The sequence below is a fragment of the Actinophytocola oryzae genome, from assembly GCF_004364325.1.
GTDB classification, from domain to species: domain Bacteria; phylum Actinomycetota; class Actinomycetes; order Mycobacteriales; family Pseudonocardiaceae; genus Actinophytocola; species Actinophytocola oryzae.
Genome location: NZ_SOCP01000038.1, coordinates 1 through 19,153, shown reverse-complemented (window position 1 = coordinate 19,153; position 19,153 = coordinate 1). Strand labels below are relative to the sequence as shown.

The 19,153-nt window shown below is 73.3% G+C and carries 7 protein-coding genes; 1 reads left to right on the top strand and 6 read right to left on the bottom strand.

Annotation, left to right across the window (positions count from 1 at the left end; genetic code table 11):
• Nucleotides 1-39 precede the first annotated feature (39 nt).
• Genes CLV71_RS47040 through CLV71_RS47020 form a run of 5 tightly spaced genes read right to left on the bottom strand, consistent with a single transcriptional unit; the run spans nucleotide 40 to nucleotide 11,123 of the window.
• Nucleotides 40-2,376 carry a hypothetical protein gene (locus tag CLV71_RS47040; RefSeq protein ID WP_133909497.1) on the bottom strand — a complete coding sequence of 779 codons (2,337 nt, stop codon included), beginning with the start codon at nucleotides 2,374-2,376 and terminating at the stop codon, nucleotides 40-42.
• Complete coding sequence (locus tag CLV71_RS47035; RefSeq protein ID WP_133909496.1) at nucleotides 2,373-4,928, bottom strand: hypothetical protein; 2,556 nt, start codon at nucleotides 4,926-4,928, stop codon at nucleotides 2,373-2,375. Before CLV71_RS47035 ends, CLV71_RS47040 begins: the two co-directional genes overlap by 4 nt.
• A gap of 6 nt (nucleotides 4,929-4,934) precedes the next feature.
• The gene (gene mycP / locus CLV71_RS47030; RefSeq protein WP_133909495.1) at nucleotides 4,935-6,158 is read right to left on the bottom strand and encodes a type VII secretion-associated serine protease mycosin; all 1,224 of its coding nucleotides are present in this window, start codon (nucleotides 6,156-6,158) and stop codon (nucleotides 4,935-4,937) included.
• Entirely contained in the window at nucleotides 6,155-8,563 is a 2,409-nt protein-coding gene (locus CLV71_RS47025) for a right-handed parallel beta-helix repeat-containing protein (RefSeq protein ID WP_243867554.1), read from the bottom strand. The genes mycP and CLV71_RS47025 overlap by 4 nt, the downstream gene beginning before the upstream one ends.
• 13 nt (nucleotides 8,564-8,576) lie before the next feature.
• The gene (locus CLV71_RS47020) at nucleotides 8,577-11,123 is read right to left on the bottom strand and encodes a helix-turn-helix transcriptional regulator (protein ID WP_133909493.1); all 2,547 of its coding nucleotides are present in this window, start codon (nucleotides 11,121-11,123) and stop codon (nucleotides 8,577-8,579) included.
• A 224-nt stretch (nucleotides 11,124-11,347) separates the two neighbouring features.
• On the opposite strand from CLV71_RS47020, the gene CLV71_RS50370 reads away from it, so the two are divergent.
• Nucleotides 11,348-11,476 carry a hypothetical protein gene (locus CLV71_RS50370; RefSeq protein ID WP_279588815.1) on the top strand — a complete coding sequence of 43 codons (129 nt, stop codon included), beginning with the start codon at nucleotides 11,348-11,350 and terminating at the stop codon, nucleotides 11,474-11,476.
• A gap of 241 nt (nucleotides 11,477-11,717) precedes the next feature.
• Here the strand turns inward: CLV71_RS50370 and CLV71_RS47015 are convergent, their stop codons facing one another.
• Nucleotides 11,718-18,944, bottom strand: coding sequence for a hypothetical protein (locus CLV71_RS47015; protein ID WP_133909492.1), 7,227 nt, complete (start codon nucleotides 18,942-18,944; stop codon nucleotides 11,718-11,720).
• Nucleotides 18,945-19,153: the final 209 nt, after the last annotated feature.

Below are 19,153 nucleotides of genomic sequence, written 5' to 3'. Positions count from 1 at the left end.
TCGAGGAGGTTCCTCGACCGCGCCTTTCTCGTTGTGCTGTCAGACAGTGGCCATCGGCAGGGTCAGGCGCTGCGCGATGTCCTGGTCGTCGACCAGGTTCGGGCGCACCCGCTGCCGACGGCGCCACGCCCGGTCCAGTTTGGACAGTGCGTTCTCGTCGGCGGCCGCGGTGTCCTCCTCGTCGGGGACCACCTCACGGGCCAGGTAGGCCGTCGTGGGCACGGTCGGGTCGTCGCTGTCGTCGTTCCTGGCCGGCTCGGCCGTGCGCACCGCGAGGACGCGGAACCGCCTGCCTGGCAGGAAGACCGCCTCGTCGATGGGCCGGTTGCGCACCAGCTCGCAGGTGCGCCGCGCCGAGTCGGGCAGGATCAGCAGGTCGGCCGTCGCGCCGTCGACGGTGATGTCGTGGCGGACGCTGGTGCTGACGAACCCAGGGTCGGTCAGCACGGTCTGCGCCGACCACCTCGGGTCGGCGATCACCTGGCGCAGGACCACGCCGCGCTGGACGGCGAGCCTGCCGAGACCGGACACCAGACAGGCCGGGTAGTCCTCTGGCACGGCCTCGCCGGCCCGCAGCGCGCGGTTCAACGCGACGGCACCGCCCGGTCCCCGGGTCAGGTACACGCAGACGGCCACGTAGTCGGCCTTCTCGCCGGGGTCGTCGTCGCGGCGCAGCGCGGGCCAGGTGGCGAGCGCGGAGTTCACGAGGGACAGCCCGTCGGTGAAGGTGCCGCCCGCGGCGGCGGCGAACCGGGTCTGCTGCCCGGAGGTGCTGGCCCGCTCCGGCCAGGCCCGCGCACGCACCAGCCCGGGGTCCTCTTCGGACTGAACGGGTTCGGGGGCCTCGACGGGCGCTGCGGAACCCGTGGCCACGAGTTCCGGGGCGGTGAGCGCCGGCCCGGACTCCACGAGCACCCTCGCCGCCCCCGCGACCTCCGTGACGACCGCGACGGGGGGCGAGTCGAGCCGGTCCCCGATCGCGGTCAGGGACGACGCGTCCGACGGTTCGGCGGAGGACACCGCCCGCGAAGCCCGGCCGGTGTCGGCGGGTGGTGTCGACGCGAAACCCCTTCGCACCGAAGGGAAGCCCATGACCTCGGTGGGTTGGGCGCCGACGATCGCGGCCTGCCCGTCCGGCTCGGGGTCCGGGGCCTCGACGACCGCGCCCGCGTCCGCCACGATGGCGACGATCCGGTCGCGCAGTGGTCCGGTGGCACGGCCGGCGACCCGGATCCGCATCGTCCGCAGGCGGTCCGTGCCGATGGTCGCGAGCAACCGGGTCAGTGCCGCCACCAGTTCGGCGGTCACGTCCGAGCCCGGGGCGCCGAATGTCAGCGTCCAGCCCGTCGGGTCGAACGGGGCGCTCACCGGACCGGCCGGCGAGTCACGCAGCACCAACCCGCTCGGCACCACCTCGGCCACCGCCCCCTCGGACCGGTACCGCGCCGGCCCCTCCCGACGCCACCCGGACGGTGCCGGCGCGACGTCGCACACCTCCTGCTCCACCGTGCCGGGTCGCTGGCGCAGCACCGTGGCGAACGGCCGGAAGGTCCGGTCCGTGCCGAAGCCCGCGACCACCGACCCGTCCTGCGCGGGCACACCGGTGTTGAACAGGATCGGGTGCCCACAGCTCTCGGCCACATGGGACATCCACCCGAGACCGGCGACCACTCGGTCCCCCGGCACCACGACCACCGACTCCCGGACGGCCGGCGCCAGGGACGTCAGCAACGCGGCGGCCTGGGTCGGCAGCACACCGTCGACGACCAGCCGTGGCCGCACCGGGTCGAGCGGCACCTGGGACACCCACTCCATGACCGGCCCGGCGGCACGCCGCAGGACCAGGCCGGCCAGCACCGGCTCGGCGACCACGTCGCCGCCGTTCAGCACGGTCCTCGGCAGCGCGCGTTCCCACGCTGGCACCGGGAACCGGTCGCCGGCCAGGACCGGCGCGCCCTCGCGGGAGAACCGGTGCCAGCCACCGGGTCCGGCGTAGAGCCCGGTCTCCGGGGTGCCGAGGAGCGGGCCGCGCGGGGCCATGACGTCGACCGCGAACTCGGCGAGCACCACCCGGACCCAGGCGGGGTCCGGCGCGGGTCCGGTCGGCGCGAGCCACACCGTGCGCACGCCAGGTCCCCGCACGGCCGCACGCAGCGCGGCCACCACGGCCAGCCCGAGGTCCGGGTGGGCGGTGGCCACCGCCGACACCAGGACCACGACGTGGCCCGGCGCCGTGCGCATGCGCGGGTGCGGCCGGTCCGGCGGCGCCTCGCTCCTCGACCGGACGGTCAGCGTGGTGTCCCGCCAGTCGAACTCAAGGTCGTCGCCGGCGGCCACCGGCGCGCGCGGCGTCATCTCCATCACGGTCGGCCTCATCTCCCGAGTCCTCCTTCCGGCTGGTACTCGCCGCTGTGCACGGCGGTCGCCAGCGCCACGCGCGACTGGTACCCGGTGCGGGTGAACAGCCGGCCCAACCGCCCTTCGACGCTCTTCTCACTGGCAGCCAGGACGGTGGCCAGCTCCCTGTTGCTCAGCCCGTCGGCCACGAGCCCGGCCAGCAGCCGCTCGTTCTCCACGACGGTCCTCGCCCGGCCGGGCACCCGGATGTTCCGTTCACGCATGACGTTGCGCAGCCAGGCCCGGTACAGCAGCGCGTCGAGGTCGTCGAGCAGCTCGTAGGCGTCGGCGACCGCCTCGTCCGGCGCGAGCCCGTGCGACGCCAGCCTGCCGACCGCCGCGGCCAGCTCCAGCGGTTGTCCCCGTTCCACCGCCAGCCGCGTCGCCGACGAGGCCAGGGCGCCGTCGTGTGCCACGACCGCCTGCGCGACGAGGTGTCCCACCCCGACACCGCCGGCCTTCTCGGCGATCCGCGTGGCCTCGGCGCTGCACGACCGCGCACCAGCGGTGTTCCCGAGCAGGAACTCGACCTCGGCGAGCTGCACGAGGAGCTGGTCGGTGCCGAGCACGACACCCGCCAGTGCCGCGGTGCTGAGGCCGTCCCGCAACCGCGTCCTCGCCTGTTCGAGGTTCCCGAGCGCGATGTCGATCACCGCCTCGGTGGCGTCCAGCAGGTGCGGCAGCGCGGCCCGTGCGGTCCGTGCGGCGACGAGCAACGCACGCGCGCTCGCCAGGTCGCCGCGCGCCAGCACGGCGTGGGCGAGCCACTGGTACACCACGGTGCAGGCGGGGTCGGCGCCGGCGACCGCGCCCGAGGCGACGGCCTGGTGGGCCAGCTCCGCGCCGTGGGAGAACCGGTTGCGCTGCAACAGGAGGACGGCCTGGTACGGGATCGCCAGCCGGTCCGCCGGGACGGACTCGGCGATGAGGCCCTTCTCCGCGTCGTCGGCATCACCGGCGACCAGCGCGGGCAGCAACCGCAGCTGCGCGATCTCGACGCGGCCCGCGGCCTGCCTGGCGGCCGCCCCGACCGCCGCGTCGAACCGCGCGCGGTCGCCTCGGTAGAGGTGTGCCTGGGCCTCGACGAGGTGCCGGACGTGGGACGTGCCGGCCCGGCGGAGCAGGGTGAGGCAGTCGTCCGGCCGGTCGAGTGCGAGCAACGCCGTGGCGGCGCCGATGACCTCGTGTGGCGCCGGGTCCGGCGTTTCCGGGTGGGTGTCGCCGATCCCGTGCGTGGCCAGCACGAGCAGGTGGGACAGCTCGTCGCGGGCGTCGTCGCGCAGGTGGTCGGCGTGGTCGTCCAGCAACGCCGTCGCGGTGGCGACGCTGTCGGCGTAGGCACCGTGCCGGAAGCACGCGAACGCGTACCTCGCGAGGAGCACCGCCCGCTCGACCGGGTCCGCGACGAGGTTGGCGGCGGCCCGCAGCCAGTGCCGGCTGCCCGGTGCGGCGGAGGCCGTGTCGGCGTGCGCGAGCAGTTCGGCGCACGAACGCCTCGTGTCGACGAGCTTGCCGGCGCCCGCCAGCTGGTCGGCGCGGTAGGCGGGGTCGTCGCACGCCGCGGTGCCGTTCCAGAGCGCGGTGATCGCGGTGCCGGCGAGGTGCCGCCGTTCGTACGGGCCGAGCTGCGCCACGATCGCCGACGCGACCATCTCCACGCGGAAGCGCCAGCCGTGGCGGGTCCGCCGCAGGACCTCGCGGTCGACGAGCATGTCGAGGGCGTGCCGGACGACGGCCAGGTCCGTGGTGACCGCGGTGCCGGCCAGCTCCGGCAGTGCGGCGCCGAGCGGGTGCAGCACGGCCGTGGCCTTGGCCACCCGCCAGACGTCGGCGCCCAGCCGCCGCACGGCGGTGACGAGCTGGTGCTGCTCGGGCAGGTCCGGCTCGCCCTCGGTCGCGTCCAGGAACGCGCCGCCCGCGAGGACGCGGATCGCGCCGGTCCGCCCGTACTCGGCGAGCGCGCCGTGCAGAGCCGCCTGGTTGCCCGCGGTGCGGTGACGCAGCCGGGCGACCAGCCGACGGTCTGGCCTGGCCTGGAAGGCACGCGTGGTGAGCGCGGCGACGTCGGCCATGCCCAGCGGACGCAGCCCGAGCACCGTGGCGAGGCCTTCCTCCCGCAACCGCCGCAACGCGGCGCGGCCCTGCGCGGGTGCCGGCGGCCCGGCGGTGCACACGCAGGTCAGGCCGGCGGCACGGGCCGTGCGCACGAGTACCTCGAGCGCCTCCAGTGACCGTTGGTCCAGCCACTGGACGTCGTCGATCAGCAGGGCGGCGACATCGGCACGCAGCACCGGCTTCAGCATCGTGTGGAGCGGCGAGGCGAACGGGGGCGGCGAGCAGCGGATCGTCCGCGTGCGCACACCTCTGGCCCGCAGTCCCTCGCCCACCTGGTCGAGCACCGTGCTGCGGCCCGCGCCCGCCGGGCCGGCCAGCACCACCAGCGGCGGCGCGGTGCCCGCGACGACCGAGGGCACGATCTGGTCCAGCACCGCCGCGTTGCGTGCCGTGTCAGGAGCTGGTCCGCTGGTCACGATCGATCACCTCCGCTGGACCGGGCCGGGTGGCACCGCGCTCGCGACGGTCACGGTTCGCGCGGGCCGCCAGCGCCTGCGCCTGCCCGCCGGGCCGAGCCTCGCGGACAACCACAATGCGAACACGAGCACGGCGGCGGTCGCCAGGCCGGCCACGGTCAGGATCGGCCCCAACTCGTCAGGGGGCGTGACGACCGGCGGGCTGGCCGCCGGGAGCGCGTTCGACACGGTCGGCTCGTCGCGCAGCACCGCCGTCACCGCCGCGTTCGGGTTCACGAGGCCCCAGCCGTACTCCGGGTCGGGCAGGGTGGCCGCCGGGTGGTCCGCCGTGGTCCGCAGCCGGGCCCGCACCTGTGTAGCCGTCAGCTCCGGGTGGTAGGCACGCACGAGGGCCGCGGTGCCCGCCACGAACGGCGCCGCGTAGCTGGTGCCACTGCCCTGCCAGTGCCCAGGCCCACGCGGGCCGATGCTCACGACGTCCACCCCCGGTGCGACGAGTCCGAGGTAGGGCCCGGTCTGGGAGAAGTCCGCCCGCTTGCCGTCGGGGTCGACCGCGCCGACGGCGATGACCGTCGGGTAGGAGGCCGGGTAGGTGACCGGGTCGCCGGCCTGGGCGCTGTTCGCCGCGGAGGCAACCACCAGCACGTCGTGGGCCTCGGCGTAGTCGACCGCCGCGGCCAGCTCCTGGTCGGCCACGGTGGTGCTGGCCGACACGTTGACCACGTCCGCACCGAGGTCGACCCCGGCGCGGATACCCCTGGCCATCGCGCCCGCGGTCACGTCGTCGCCGCTGTTCGCCACCCGCACCGGCAGGATCCGCACGCCGGGCGCGACGCCGGTGAACCCGGTGCCGGCCGAGGGCATGGCGGCGATGATCCCGGCGACGAACGTGCCGTGCCCGTAGCAGTCGGTGTCGCCGGGGCCGGCGCCCGGGTTGACCACGTCCGTGCCGGGGAGCACGCGGCCGGCGAGCTGTGGCGTCGCCGCGTCCACGCCGGTGTCGACGACGGCCACCGTGACGCCGCCGCCGGTGGTGAACGGCCAGACCCGGTCCGGCGCCAGCTGCCGCAGGCCCCACGGCTGCTCGGGATCGGTCGCCGTCGGTGCGGGCAGGCAGCCCTGCTGGCCCGCCGGCAGCGGGTTCGCGGGCTGGGCCGGTGCGACGGCCGGGATGGCCACGACCAGCACCGCGGTCGCCAGCGCCACGACGGCGGCTCGGAGGCGGCTCACCTGACGACCAGCTGGAGGTCGTCGGCGGTCAGCAGCGCGAGGTCGGCCGGCGCGACGGAGTCGCTCATCGCGAGCCGGGACGCCTGGCTGTCGGCCATGGACTCGAAGACCTTGCGCGCGGTGCGCCCGTTGCCGAAGGTGCCGTCCTTGGGGATCTTCTCGAAGTACAGCAGCAACGCCAGCTCCGCGGTCTCGTCGAGCCGGTAGTCGTGCCTGCGGCACTGGGACCGCACGATGGTGACCAGCTCGTCCGGCGTGTAGTTGGCGAACTCGATCGTGCGGGAGAACCGGGACTCCATTCCGGGGTTGGCCTCCAGGAAGGTGCCCATCTCCTTGGAGTAGCCGGCGGCGATGACGACCACGTCCTCGCGGTGGTCCTCCATCAGCTTCACCAGCGTGTCGATCGCCTCGCGGCCGAAGTCGGGGCCGCTGCCGCCCTTGGATGAGCTGAGCGTGTACGCCTCGTCGATGAACAGCACCCCGCCGAGGGCGGTGTTGAACGCCTCGGTGGTCTTGATCGCCGTGCCGCCGATGATCTGCGCGACCAGGTCGGCCCGCGCGACCTCGACCAGGTGACCCGACCGCAGCACCCCCAGCTCGTTGAGGATCGCGCCGTAGAGCCGGGCGACGGTGGTCTTGCCGGTGCCCGGCGCACCCGCGAACACGAGGTGGCGGGCCATCGGCGGTGCCGAGAGGCCGGCCTCACGCCGCCGCTGCGCCATCCTGTTCAGGTTCACCAGGGACGTGACCTCGCGCTTGACCCCGTCGAGGCCGACGAGCGCCTGCAGCTCGTCCATGGGTGCGGACACGACCGGACGCGCCGGCGAGTCGGCGGGCGCGGAGGGCGGCGCGACGGACACGCCGCCGGCCTGGCCGACCGCGTCCGGCAGCTTGTTCCCCGTGCTGGTCAGGTTCGTGACGTCGAGCAGCGTGCTCGGCCGGACCTGCCGCAGGCCCGAGCCCCGGTTGTCCCGCACCGCGCAGCCGGCGATCCGGACCGCGTCGGTGCTGTGCACCTGGATGCCGTCGGCGGCGTTGTCCACGAACTCCGAGTCGGTCACCGTCCCGGAGGAGCCCTCGTCGAACCGGCACCCGGTGCCGGTGCTGCGCTGCACGCGGCACCTGGTCAGCACCAGCTCCGCGCCCGCGCCGACCCGCACGCCGTCCGCACCGGCGCCGAGGATGTCGCAGTCGGACAGCTCGGCCGCCGCGGCCGTGATCGACACCCCGTCGGAGCCGATCGCACGCATCGAGAGCCCGCTGACCACCGGCCGCGCACCGCCGCCGATCGTGAGGCCCTGGTCGCCGGCACGGTCGATCTCCACGCCCTCGAACCGGCCGCGGGCGCCGTCGGCCAGCTCGACCCCGGCCCCCTTGGCGTCCACGATGGACAGTCGGGTGAAGAACGGGTCCGCCGCGCCGGACACCCGCACCGCGGCGAGCCTGCTGCCGGTGACGGTGACCCTGTCGAACTCGGCGGTGCTGCGTTCGGTGACGCTCACGCCGGACCCCGTGCTGCCACTGGCCTCGCAGCCCGCGACGGTACCGGCCGACTTCCCGGTGAAGTGGAAGGCGTGGCCACCGGCGCCGACGACCCGGCACGACCGCAGCACCGGCGCGCAGTCCTCGGCGACGAACACGCCCTCGCCGCCGCTGCGCTCGACCGAGCACTCCTCCAGCGTCACGGACTCCGCGCTCGCCAGGTAGAACCCGATCCCCGCGACGTCACGGACCGAGATCCGGCTGCCCGTGGCGGAAGCCTGCTGCTCGACCGCGAACGCCGGCTTGCCCGCCCCGGTGATCCTGGTGTCCTCGACGACCGCCCGGCCCCGCCCGTTGAGGCAGATGCCGTTCGCCCCGCACTCACCGACCTCACAGGACCGCACGGTCAGGGAACCGTTCTCCGCGACGACGAGCGCCGAGCTGCCCATGCCGGTGAGCGTGCAGCCGTCCACGACGCTGCCGGTCTGCGAGGTGACCACGATGCCCGCGCCACCGGGGTTGCGCACCGAGCAGTCCCGCATCAGCAGTGCGCCGCGATCCCTGGCGTAGACCGCGCACCACCCCGCCCCGACCACCTCGCACTCGGTCATGCTCAGCTGCCCGGCCGCGGCGAGCACCGCGGGGGTCTCCGCGTCGGCGGCGGTGACCACGATCCCGGACAGGGCAGCCGCCTCCGCGGCGAGTGCGACCGTGACGCCCTTCGGCGCCGACAGCCGCACCGAGCCGGGGCCGTTCTCGGCCGTGATGGTCACCGACCTGGTCAGCACGAGGTTCTCGGTGTAGGTCCCGGCGCCGACGATGATCAGCGAACCGTCCGACGCGGCCGCGACCGCGTCGGCGATCGACCGATAGCCCCCGGACACCGACCGGGAGACCGTGATCACTGATTGCCCCACGTCCATCTTCCTTAGCTCGTCACGCGCTGATCGGGTCGAGAGTGCCCCGGACCGCCGCGGCGGCCAGGTCGACCCGGGTTCGGGAACCGGTCTTGGCGAACAACCGGGAGAGGTGGTACTCGACGTTCTTCTCGCTCACCCGCAGCGCCACGGCGATCTGGCGGTTGGTCCGGCCGTCCCTGATCAGCTCGGTGATGCGCACCTCGGTCTGGGACAGCCCCGTGCGCCGCGTGCTGGCCTTCGGGGCGACGACGCCGCGGTCCTGCATGAGCGCACGCACCCGGGTCTGCGCGAACGGCGACCCGAGCTGCCGCGCGATGTCGTGTGCCTCCCGCAGCCACGGCCCCGCCTCGTCGGCCAGCTCGCCCGCGGCGAGGCACGCGGTCAGCAGCTCGGTCTGGTGGCCCTGGCTGCGTGCCACGTCGGCGGCGGCCCGGACGGTGGCGGCATCGCGGTCGACGACGCCCCGCACGAGCAGCAGCGTCTGCCGGCCACCCTGGTCGCGTGACTTCTCGAGCGCGGCGAGCACCTGCGCGGCCCGGTCGCGGCGGCCACCTGCGGCCGTGATCACGGCGAGCCGTGCCAGCAGGCGGGCGACGCCGGGAAGCCCGGGCTCCGCGCTCCGGTAGGCCTGCCAGCCCAGCTCGAACGCGGCGTCGGGATCGCCTTCGCGCCAGCGCATGCCGGCCTCGACCCACCCCGCGAGCGCGACGAACCGGCGGTCGGTGCCGGCCGCCGCGAACCAGTCCCCCGCCCGCCGCAGGTCACCGCGCGCGGCGCAGATCTCGGCCGCCAGCAGCCTGGCGATCGGCAGCGAGGCGAGGTCGCGTGGCGCACACAGCTCCAGGCGCCGCATCGCCGACAGCGCCGCCTTCCAGTTGCCGTCGTGGTAGTGGCGGACCACCCGGTTGTGCAGCGCCAGCGGTGCGTCCCCGGCGACGGCGCCGACCCCGATCCTGGCCTGGAGCAGCGACGCGAGGTCCATCAGCTCGATGGCCTGCGCCGTCTCGGCGTCGGGGGCCACCGGCCGCGTCGGCAGCGCGTTGCACCACGACAGGTCCGCCGGTCCGGTCAGCAGCGCGCCGGAGTACCACCGCTGGGCGAAGGCCGCGGCCTCGGGCATGGCGGCGGCGATGTCGTCGGGCACCGGGCGGGACATGTACAGGGCCGCGACCGTCGCGGTGGCGGCGAACTCGTCGTCGAGCGGTTCGGCGGCGAGCGTCTCGGCGAGCAGGTCGGCCCGGCCGATGCGCACCAGCAGGCGGGCCAGGTCCCGCAGCATCCGCCTGCGCCGGGGACCGCGGATGTCGAGGTGGTGCAGTGCCGACCGGAGGTACCGCGCGGCGCGGGTCGGGTCGCTCTCGCGCAGGCGGTCGGCGTGCGTCTCGAGCAGGTCGGCGTAGTACGGCCTCGGCTCCACCAGGATGCCGCCGAGCGCGACGTGGTCGGCGAGCGTCGTCTGGTCGACCGCGCTCTCGTCGAGGGTCACGAGGTGCCGCACGATCGCGCTGTGCAGCAGGGTGATCCTCGGGCCGGCGTCGGCGATCAGCCGGTCGGCCAGCGCAGGCGACGGGCAGGTCAGCCTGCCGTGCTGACCGCACTCCAGCGCGCCGAGCCCCACCAGGTGGTCGACGGCCGGGCCGTAGCCGGCCAGGTCCCTGCGGGTGGTCGCGGCGAGCGTCGGCAGGTCGTCGACGGTGAACCGCGCGCAGGTCGCCGCGAGCGCCATCAGGTGGCGTCCGTTCGAGCCGAACGGGCCGATGTGCGCGATCAGGCTGTGGTCCGGGGGCACCATGATCGTGACGTCCGCGGCCAGGCACGCCCTGCCGTGCACGACGGCCAGCTGCCCTTCGCGCCGGAAGTGCTCCACGGTGGAGACCAGGGTGCCGGGGTGCCGGCCGAGTGGCCCCAGCGCGCAGCGGATCGCGGCCAGGTCACCCTCGTCGAGCGGAGCGCCGACGAGCTTGGTGAGCAGTGGGCCGACGCAGTCGTCCGGCAGCACGTCGAGGTCGATGACCCCGTCGGCGACGGGTTCCAGCTCGAGGTGGGCCGATCCGTCGCCGGCCGCCGCGACGACGAGGCACCCGGGGCGGCAGGCGGGTGCCAGCGCGAAGGCCGGTGAGGCGAGGGCGTCCACGTCGTCGGCGAGCACCACGAGCGAGCCGTCCCGTGCGAGCCGGGTGAACAGCCTCGCCAGCTCGAACAGCAGGCTGGACCGGGGCTGCGAGGACTCGTAGGTCTCCGGCACGCACAGCCTGCGCACGGCGTCCAGCGAGTCGGCGAGGGCGGGGTCGCCGAACTCCTCGAAGTGCCGGGTCACCGTCGCGACCAGCGCGCTCACGCCGAACTGGTCCCACTCGGGCACCTCGTCGGCGTAGCCGACGGGCAGCACCGGCACACCGCGGTCACGCCACCGGCCCTCCGCCGCACCGAGCAGCGCGGACTTGCCGATGCCGTCGCCGCCGCGGACCACCACGAGGACGTGCCGCTCGGCACTGCCCAGCGCACTGTCGAGAGCCTGGTCGAGCGTGTCCAGCTCACGGTCCCTACCGAAGATCCCCGTCACCTGACCTCGCCTCCCTTCACCTGCGCCGCACCCATCCTGACGTGACCGGCGCCCCCGGCGACCGGCGAGGCGGGGAGCGCGGGACGGTCAACCGCCGAACCTGCCCGAACATACCCACGCATTCCCGTTTTCCCCGGCACGTGGAGAGGACGTGAAGACGGGCACCGGAAACTGAGGACATCGAGCTTTCCCCGAACCGACATCCACCACGAGGGAGCGAATTCATGAGCGACTGGTCCGACGTGATGACCGACGTGCTCGTCCGGATCATCGAGGAGCAGGAGGCCCACCTGACGGACCCCGACTTCGACTGGAACACCGGCACCGACCTGCGGCAACAGGACCACCGGTGACCGACGACCTCGGACACCGCACGGCCGGCCCACCGGGCCGGCCGTTTCAGTTCTCCCGTACCTCACCGCAACACCGCCCACCGCTGACGAATACCTCAACGGAACCCCACCAACTGCCGTAGTCACCGCCATTTCGCCGCATTCCGACATGGCGACGCGACGCCTTTCCCGACCACCCGGCGACGCGCACGACCGAGTATGGACGGCTCGACTTCACGAACACTCCACCAGCCGGGACCGGTCACCGGTGGCCGAACCCGGCCGCGTCCACCGCGCCGGCCAGGTCCTCGTCCACGATCCGGCCGCCGCCGCTGTTCAAGGCTGCCTCGTTGAACAGGATCCACCCGCCGGCCGAGAACACGCGCCCGTCCGGGTGCTCACGGGTCTCACCCGCCGGGACCAGCACCGGCGACCCCGTGACCTCGACGACGGTCTCCGCGGGACTCAGCGTGCCGGGGTGCGGTCGGACCGCCGCCTCCGGAACCAGCAACACGAAGGCCGTCGTGTTGTTCTCGAAGCGTGTGTGGAGCGTCTTCGCGAACTGCTCGTAGCCGTCCATGGCGCTGCCGTCCCACAGCTGGACGTCCACGTCCAGCGTGGCCTTGACGACGTGGACGCCAGGAAATCGAGGCATCGACGTGACGGTGGCGAACGCGTCGGCCACGCTGTCACCGGGGACGGGGAAGTACACGCGGTCACCCCACGCGGCGACGGACAGCGCGCGGTGGGAAAGATCGTTCTGGTCGGTGCGCTGCCACGGCCGGGTCCACGCGTACAGCTGGACCGCCTGCCGGCGCACCGCCGGAGCGAGGTCCAACAGGTTGAGCAGCTCCTGGAACCGCTGCCACCGCACCTCGTCGGTGAGGTGCTCGGTTCCCGGATGCCACAACAGGTCCGGGTCCATCGCCAACTCGGACAGCCGCGCGAAGTTGGCCGGGTTCTCCGCGGCGCGCTGGATCGCCAGGCTCAGCTCCGTCCGCACCTGCCACACCGCAGGTTCCTTGCTACCGCTCCAGAACCGGAACTCCAGCCGGTCGGTGTCGTCATCCCCCCGGACGTGCCGGTAGTTCACCGCGTCGTGCTTGTTCAGGCCCAGAGCCGCGACGTCCTCGACGGTGCGGACCAGGAACGGGTCGACCGGCACGGGGTTCGGGCCGACGAACCGCAGGTCGCGGTGCTGTGCCCCGCCCGGCACGTTCCCCAGCCGGTACAGCGTCGCCTCGAACGCCTTCACGAGCTGCGCGATCCGGGCGTAGGTGACGGGCTCGGTGTGACCGGCGAAGCTCGTGTTGACGTGCCCACCGGTCGTCGTCGCCTCCACGGTGTGGTCCCACAGCCCCAACAGCGTCTGGACCTGCCGCCACGGCCGGTCGGCGGGCGTCAGCACCGGCGCCTTGAACTCGACGCCGTTGACGTGGGCGACCTCCCCTGTCATCGCCCACTTGTCGGTGGCCTCCACCTGGTCACCCGTGGGGAGGTCCTGCCCGTCGAGCCAGTCGATCAGCCCTTCCGCCCTGGTGGCGATCGCGAGCGACTCGGCGGCCGCGTCGTAGGCGTCGGTGTCGGACACGCCCTCCCGGGTGGCCACGCGGCCCTCGACCTCGAGCCCGATCCGTGCACGGGGGTCCGAGCCGACACCACCCGGCACGCCGTCGACGAAGAACTCCACCGGCACCCGACCGGCGACGATGTCATTGCGCGCCTGCCGGTGGACGGCCTCGTCGAGTCGCGCCCGCTCGGTGGGGTCCGGTCGCGGCGTGGCCTCTCCGGAGGCGTCCTCGGACCATTCGACGTCGCCCTCGCTGTCCCTCGGCGACGACATGGACACGTCGTCGTCCTCGTCGGGCACGAGCGACTCGAACGCCTCCGCCACGTCGGCGACGTCGGCGTCCAGCAACGCCCACATGCCCAGCTCGTGCTGGGGGAAGTCGACCGAGATCGCGAGTTCGGCGCGTCCGTCCGACGGCGCCCGGTACCCGAAGGACATGGTTTCCCGGTGCACCAACAGGTCCGCGGGAGTCACGGGCAGCCCCAGGCGGGTCAGCCTCGCGGCCTCGGCGGTGGCTTCCTCGGTGAACACGACGCCCGCGTCGGCAGCGGCCCGCAGCCACCCGAAGCCGCCGCCCCGAACGGTCACGACGGGCAGGTCCGCCCCGTTGCGCAGCCGCCAGGCGGTCGCCCGGACGACGAGCCGCGCCGCGCGCCGTACGCCTGCCTCGAACCCGTCCCCGTCGGCCGGGGAGACCGTCACCGGGTCCAGGTGGTTGGCCGCGAGGTCCGCCAACCGGATCGGGTCGAGACCGGTGCCGTCGTCGAACACGCCGTCCGCGCTCGTGCCGAACGCGCCTCGGGTCGAGGAGACCACACTGTCCGACGCGGACCAGACCCGTGGTGGCGCACCGAGTCGCGACCACTCCTCCCGGAACCGCCGGGCCGGGGACACCCCGTCCCGCGGTGCCCCGCCGACCTCGCACACGCGGAGCAGCAGCTCGGGTGGGTTCGCCGGGTCGGGGTGCACCGACCGGAACAGCCGCGACGAGAACTGGAGCCGGGCGGCCTCCTCGCCGGTCGCCGGGAACCTGTCCCCCACCTCGTCGGGCCGGCCCGTCCTCAGGTGGTACCAGAACACCTCCTGGCTGCCGTGCGTGCCGTGGAGCCACACCCTCGGCCCCCAGTCACCGAGCACGGGTTCGCCGGAGTCGTCGTCGAGGAACTGCTGCCAGTACACCCGCCGGGTCAGCTCGGTGGTCGACGCCGCGTACCTCGACTCACCGAGCATGGCCGCGAGATCGTCCGGGTGGTACTGCCCGAAGGTGCCGAGGCGCTCGTTGCTCATCGCGTAGGACAACACGTCGTCCGGGCCGGGACGCGGTGGTCCGGTCCGGTGGAACTCGGGTGTCCCCGCCTGGCTCGAGAGCGTGAGCCTGCCGTCCGGCGCCAGGTCCCACGTCGTACCGGGTGCCGGCGTGAGCTGGCTGCGCCAGTGCCCGCCACGCAGCATCTCGGGCGCGATCCCGGCCGTGTCGAGGTGACCGTCGACGGCGAGCCACAGGACCGGCGGGTCGATTCCCCTGGAGATGCTCACGACACCCGATCCGGTCGCCAACCCGGCGCGGACCTCGGGATCGTGCGCCACGATCCGCCCGAGGTCCACAGTGGACGCGACGAGCACCTCGCCGTCGTCGCGCGTCACCACACCGCTGGTGAAGACGATGAACGGCCGGTCGTCCCACGGGGACGGGACCAGCCCGGCATTGCCGTGGTAGGCGCTCATGCTCGCGCTGGTCACGCGGGACGCCCACGCGCGTGCCAGCGCCAGCGGCCGCTCGTCGCCCGGGTACCGCAGGAAGGTGGCGACGGGCCTGCCGTCGGCGTCGTCCAGCGTCTGCCGCCGCACGTCGTCGGTGCGCAGCACGGACACCAGCTCGAACCGGGAGTCGTCCGACAACGCCAACCCGTCCGGCGCGACCTGTGCGTCGCCGGCCAGGGCGTACACGTCGTTGTAGAACCCGGCGTGCCGCAACGCGGATGCCAGGTCGTAGCCGGCGCCCCCGCTCGCCACCCGGGTCCCGGCGCCACGCGCGACGACGACCACGGCACGGCCGCTGTCGCGCAGCAGCTGGCGGAACTGGTCCGACCGGAGGAGCATCTCGCCGAGCCGGCCGCCGCCCAGCTCCACCACCGACCGGCTGGACCCGAGCACCACGCGGACGTGCCCGCCGCCGTCGTGCCCGTCGAGCACGAGCACCACCGGCCCGACCACGCTGTTCAGCCCAGGCGCGCCGGCGAGTCCCGGTGCCCCGTTCTCGGCGAACTCGGCCAACTCCGCCAGCCTCGACGGATCACCCGGTAGGGCCACGATCCGGCCGTACGCCGTCATCATCACGTCGGTGAGCGACAGAACGCCGTGCTCCTCGAAGGGTTCGCCCCACGTCGCGAGCGCGATCCCCCGCCCCTGACGGGTCTCGTCCGCGACCTCCCACTCCGCGATGGGCGGGTTCGCGCTGACGTGGTGGAAGCCGGGCCAGGGGTCACCCGTGAGTTCGCCCATGGCCTCGACCACCTCGGCGGTGCGCTGTCTCCCGTTGGCGAGCCCGTCCGGGTCGGTCCCGTGGTACATCGTGAACACGACCAGCGGTCGGCGCAGCCGGTCCTGGCGCAGGCTGCCCACGAGCGACGCCGCCACCTCCTGCGTCGACATCGTCACCACCGCACCGGCGTCGTAGCGGATGAACTCACCACCCCGCAGGGTGAGGAACGCGAACACGGGTGGAGTTCGCCCCTCCGCGAGCCATGCGCCCCACGGCGCAGGTTCCGGCACCGGGTCGACCGTGCCGTCGGCGTCCCGCTCGGCACGGAGGACGAGGGTCATCGCGGCATCGCCGGTGGCCGCGACCTCACGCAACGCCTCGGCCAGGTCCGCGCCGTAGTCGAACGCGAGGAACGTCTCGCGGCCCCAGGCGTCGGGCTCCCGCCGGACGAGTTCCTCCCGCGCCGGGGCCTGGGACGTGCCGGCCGGCTCGCCTGCCACGATCCGGTTGCCGGCGACCTCGCCGCCGCGTGGGGCGCCGCCCGCGGGCCCGCGTGGCCACTGCCCGCTCAGCGCGTACTGGGCGATCATCCTGGCCACGTGCACCGAAGGGATGCGACCGATGTTCTGCCCGTGCTGTGCGAGAGTGTCCGTCAGCAGCGCGTGAACCCCCGCGACCTCGGCGGGACCGATCGGCCGGGGCGGTCCGGTCGCGAGATCCCTCGCCGCGTCGGCGACGAACCGCGTCAGGTCGTCCAGTGAGAAGGACGCGGCAGGTCCCACCGAAGTCGGCGCCACGACGCGCAGTGGCTCTGGTGGACTCAGCCACCCGGAGAGCATCGATCTGCTGACCATGCCGGACTGCGTGGCGGTCTCGACGATACCGTGCCGGACCCGATCCGTCGGATGGGTCCCGGAGACCATCCCCATCGCCCATGGGAGGAACCACTTCTTGACCTCTGCCCCGACCCGGCTCGGCAGGTTGGTGAACCTGTCGGCGACACGCAGCTCGGTCCGCAACCAGTCGGGTGTCTCGGGGCGCCCCGCGACATACTCCCGCCAGGTCACCGCCGCCGACCCGAAGGCACCGGGCCGCCACGTCCACACGTCCCCCGGTACCGGCCCGAGTACGCCCGGCTCCTCGGCAGGCCACGCGTCCGGGAGTGGTGGCATGTCCTCCCGGCTCGGCCCCGGCGCGGCATCGCGAACAGGCAGCACACCATCGAGCCCGAGTGCCGCGACCACCGCGCGAAGGGGTGGCAACACCACGTCGGCCTCGCGATCACCGTCGAGTCGCAGTGACGGAAGTCCCGCGCTCTCGCCCGGCGCCTCCTCATGGGCGGTCACCAGTGCCCGCTCGGCCGCCCAGGCACTCACCGTCGTCGCCGTGAGGATGCCGGACGCCGTCACGGTCTCCTCGACGTCGGTGTGTGCGAGCAGGGTCATCGCCCACGGCCGCGACCACTTCTCGATCTCCGCCGCGACCGAGGGCGGGACCTCGTTCAGCTTCCGGACGTTCCGCAGCACTCCGCGCAACCAGTCGGGCGTGCCGGCACGCGCGAGCACGTACTCCTGCCAGGTGTCCAGTCGCCACCCGAACGCGCCGGGCCGCCACGTCAACACGTCCTGTGGCACCGGCCCGAGCGGGGCCTCGACGGCGTCCGCCAACGCGGTGAAGCTGTTCCACCGTCTCCGCAGGGTGGGTTCGGTCATCAGGCCCGACATCACCGCGACCTTCCCGGTGCGGAACGTGACACGGTCGACCCGGTGTTCTTCGAGCATCCCCAGCAACCACGGGTTCAGCCAGTCGTCCAGCTCGGGGGCGGCCTGCCGGCCGATGTCGTTCATGGTCCGCGCGGTGACCAGTTTCGACCGCAGCCAGTCGGGGGTGCCGTCGCGCTCCGTCAGGTACTCCCGCCACGTGCGTGCTCCGAGGGCGCCCTGCCGCCACGTCCGCACGTCCTCTGGCACCGGCCCCAGAGCGTGCACCGGTCGGACGGCCATGTCGTGGACGACGGGCTGGCCCACGACCACCTCGACGACGGGCGCGGCGGCGGCCTCCGCCCAGAACTCACTCACCTCCGCCTCGGTGGCGATGCCGGACATCCTGGCCACCTCCGCAAACCCGAAGTCCCTTCCCGTGGCCAGGTCGTGGACGCCGAGCATCCCGGTGATCCACGTCCGCAGGTGCGCGAGCCCCGGACCGGACAGGTCCGCCGCGCTGTCCGCGTTCACGAGGTCCGCCCGCAGTTCTGCCGGCAGCGACGGATGCTCCGTCAGCACGTGGTCCCGCCAGTTGTCCACCACCGTGTTCCGCTGCCACGGCCGCCACGGTCCAGTCGCCTCACGGACCGGGCCGGTGCTCACGACGTCCGGCACGTCGACGGTCTGCTGGGACACGGTGGCGGGAGCGCCGCCGAGGAGTCCGTGGGGGCGTTCCCCGGTCAAGGCGTACTGGGCGATCCACTGGGCCACGACCGTGGAATGCACACGCCCGATGTCCGACTGGCGATCCTCGAGAATCCGCGTCAGCTCACCGTAACGAGCGGCCACCACCGCCCGCTCGATCCTCGGCGGTTCGCCGGTGGCAAGCTTTCTCGCCTCCGTACCGACCTGCTGGACCAGGTCACCCAGCGAGCCGTGCCGTGCCAGGGGCACCACTTCCGCCTGCGCCGGGACGCCCATCAATGGCGGCTCCGTCTCCTGAGTACCCTGCCGCACCTCCGAAGCGTCCATCGCCCCAGGTCCGGTGGACACCGGCGCGGTGACCGAGTTCGCTCCACTGTGGACCAACGGCGCCACACCGTCAGTCGCGCCAGCCGACTTCTCAGCGCCGAGGCCGACTTCAGCTATCGACAGGTCCCCGATGGACAGATCGCCAAGAGACAAGTCCCCCACCGACAGGTTCGGCGTCGACACCCTGGCGCCCTGCGCACGGCTCATCAGGCTCAACGCACCGTCCGTCGCAGCGGCCAACGGCATCGCCGCACCACTCTCCGCCGACGCGCCGTCCTTCGGCGGGAACAACCTCGACAACGCACCAGCCAACGGCTCCTGCGCCACGTTGATCGCCTGGTTCGCCGCCGCACCACCGATACCCACCTGCATCCCCGAATAACCCAGGTCAGCAAAACCCCGAAAGCCCCTGGCCGCCTTCGCACGAGCCTCCCGACCCGCCAGCGCCTCGATCTCCTTCGCCACCCCGGCCCGGAGCCCACGCGAGACGATGTCCAGCCCACGACCTATCGACCGGCCAACGCCGAAGAACCCGCCGCCCAACGCACCCAACACCGACGACATGAAGAACGCGTTCCAGTCCACACCCTCCCGCAACCGCTGACCACCCGCGGTATGCAACGTGTTCTGAACACCATCAATAGCGATGTCCAGACCACCCATGAACGCCGCACCCGCCGCCGCGTACTTGGCCACATCCACCGCCAACTGCCTACCAGCCCGCACACCCGCCGCCCCCAGATGCGCCAAACCCTCACGCGTCCCCAACCGCAACGCCACCGCACGAAAACTGAAACTCGCCAACCGCACCATCAACTGACGCAACGCCACACCAATACCCAAACGAAACACAGCCACAACACCAGGAATGAAAAACGCACCAAACAACGACGCCAACAACTCAGCAATCG

Excerpts from the sequence above, each read along its gene's own strand:
- CLV71_RS47040 (WP_133909497.1), bottom strand. The coding sequence starts at position 2,376 with ATGAGGCCGACCGTGATGGAGATGACGCCGCGCGCGCCGGTGGCCGCC.
- CLV71_RS47025 (WP_243867554.1), bottom strand. The coding sequence starts at position 8,563 with ATGGACGTGGGGCAATCAGTGATCACGGTCTCCCGGTCGGTGTCCGGG.
- CLV71_RS50370 (WP_279588815.1), top strand. The coding sequence starts at position 11,348 with ATGAGCGACTGGTCCGACGTGATGACCGACGTGCTCGTCCGGATCATC.